Here is a 1,963-nt window from a genome sequence, read left to right on the forward strand (position 1 = left end):
CTCGCCCACCGGCTCGGGGCCGAGCGCGGCCGGACCTTCCGGGCGACCTGCGGCGCCGATCTCGGCGATGGCCGCTGCCGGGTCGATCTCGCGGCCTGGCGCACAACCGGACGGGTCACCGGCCTGCCCGAACCCGCGACCCTCGCGGTGGCCCTGGCCGGCAGCTTCGCGGACGGGCTGTTCACCGGCGGAACGCTCACCTGGACGGCCGGCGCCAATGCCGGCCTCAAGGCCGATGTGCGGCTCCAGCTCGACGCGCTCCTCGAATTGTGGACCGCGCCGCCCCGGCCGGTGGCGGCGGGCGATGCGTTCAGCCTCACCGCCGGCTGCGACAAGCGGCTGGCGACCTGCCGGGACCGCTTCGCCAACGCGGTCAACTTCCAGGGCTTCCCGCACATGCCCGGCAACGACGCGGTGATGCGGGCGGTGCCGGGCTCGGAGCCCGTCCTCGACGGCGGGAGCCTGTTCCGATGAGCGCGATGCCAAGGGATATCGGCCCGGACATGGGCGCGGCCGCCCTCGGCGAGGCGCGGCTGTGGCTCGGCACGCCCTACCGGCACCAGGCCTCCCTGCGCGGGGTCGGCTGCGACTGCCTGGGCCTGCTGCGCGGGGTCTGGCGCGGGCTCTACGGCGCCGAGCCGGAACCGGTGCCGCCCTATGCCGCCACCTGGGCCGAATCCGCCGCCGCGGGGACCGATCCCCTCACCGAGGCGGCGGCGCGCCACCTCGTGCCGGTGCCCTCCGTCGGCGATCCACCTCGGCCGGGCGACGTGCTGCTCTTCGCCTTCCGCCGCCACCTCCCGGCCCGCCACTGCGCCATCGCCACCGGCGACGACGCCATGATCCACGCCCACGACCACGCCACGGTCGCCGAGGTCGCGCTCACGGCGTGGTGGCGCCGGCACCTGACCGGGGTGTTCCGGTTTCCGCAGGCCCCTTACGAGGTGCCGGTCGCCACGGTCAGCTTGACGCCGAGCGCGTCCATGTCGAGGCTTCCCGCGCCGTCATCGCGAGCGTAGCGAAGCGACCCAGGGACACGCCACCCTTCGAGATCGCGCGCGGCACTGAGTTGCTCCGCTACGCTCGCAATGACGGTTGAGGCGGTGGCGATCACTGCGAACGCGCACCGCATCAGGCAAGTCAGGCCGCCGTGGCGACGCGCAGCTCGACGTGCAGCCCGGCCGCATCGAGCATCGCGACCAGCGTGTCGATCGCGAACAGGTCGATCTTGCCACGCATCAAATCCGAGACGCGCGGCTGGGTGACACCCAGGATCTTCGCAGCCTGCGACTGGTTCAGGCCGGATTGTTCGATGTGATTGCGCAGAGCCATCATCAACTGCGAGCGGAGGCGCATATGCGCGGCCTCCGCCGGCGTATCCTCGATCGCGTCCCAGACGCTGTCGAAGCGTGTCTCCGTCATCACAGTAACTCCTGGACGTACTCGGCGTAGCGGCGTTTGGCCGTGGCGATGTCGGCAAGTGTCGTTTTCCGGGTCGTCTTGCGGAAGCAATGCAGGACGACCACGGTGCCGGAAAACTTGGCCACGTAGATCACCCGGAAGGCGCCATCCGGCTCCCGGATGCGGATCTCGCGGACGCCCGAACCGATCGTCGACATCGGTTTCCAGTCGTCCGGATCAAGGCCGGACTGAACGCGATCGATCTGATGTCCGGCGGCGCGGCGCGCATCCCTGGGAAAGGCGCGCAGGTCGTCGAGCGCACCCCCGCGAAACACCACGCCTTTGGGCCGCTCGACCACGACGCCATCCAGCTCATCGACGCCTCAGACCACGATTTATACAAGAACTTGTATATTTCCGCAATCGCTGCGAACCACCCCCGCCCCGGAGCCCGCCATGGCCACCCTGATCCTATCCACGGCGGGCGCCGCGGTGGGGACCGCGCTCGGCGGCCCGATCGGATCCGTGGTCGGGCGCGTGCTCGGGGCGGCCGCCGTGGATA

Annotated in this window: 4 protein-coding genes; 2 read left to right on the forward strand and 2 right to left on the reverse strand. The window is 70.9% G+C overall.

Going from position 1 to position 1,963, the window contains the following annotated elements; translation table 11 throughout:
- Both FV228_RS28140 and FV228_RS28145 read left to right on the forward strand, forming a co-directional pair.
- On the forward strand, nucleotides 1–474 hold a 474-nt coding region (locus tag FV228_RS28140), incomplete at its 5' end, for a phage BR0599 family protein (RefSeq protein ID WP_147857500.1).
- Nucleotides 471–1,019, forward strand: coding sequence for an NlpC/P60 family protein (locus tag FV228_RS28145; protein ID WP_147857501.1), 549 nt, complete (start codon nucleotides 471–473; stop codon nucleotides 1,017–1,019). The genes FV228_RS28140 and FV228_RS28145, both read left to right, overlap by 4 nt.
- 121 nt (nucleotides 1,020–1,140) lie before the next feature.
- Here FV228_RS28145 and FV228_RS28150 read toward each other — a convergent pair whose 3' ends face one another.
- A complete protein-coding gene (locus FV228_RS28150) occupies nucleotides 1,141–1,422 on the reverse strand; it encodes an XRE family transcriptional regulator (protein WP_147857502.1) in 282 nt (93 codons plus the stop codon).
- A complete protein-coding gene (locus FV228_RS28155; RefSeq protein WP_147857503.1) occupies nucleotides 1,422–1,760 on the reverse strand; it encodes a type II toxin-antitoxin system RelE/ParE family toxin in 339 nt (112 codons plus the stop codon). The genes FV228_RS28150 and FV228_RS28155 overlap by 1 nt, the downstream gene beginning before the upstream one ends.
- Nucleotides 1,761–1,963 lie beyond the last annotated feature (203 nt).

It is taken from the genome of Methylobacterium sp. WL18, assembly GCF_008040015.1.
In the GTDB taxonomy this organism is placed as follows: Bacteria; Pseudomonadota; Alphaproteobacteria; order Rhizobiales; family Beijerinckiaceae; genus Methylobacterium; species Methylobacterium mesophilicum.

Bases quoted from the DNA above. Each gene is read 5' to 3' on its own strand.
- FV228_RS28150 (WP_147857502.1), bottom strand. From the start codon at position 1,422: ATGACGGAGACACGCTTCGACAGCGTCTGGGACGCGATCGAGGATACG.
- FV228_RS28145 (WP_147857501.1), top strand. From the start codon at position 471: ATGAGCGCGATGCCAAGGGATATCGGCCCGGACATGGGCGCGGCCGCC.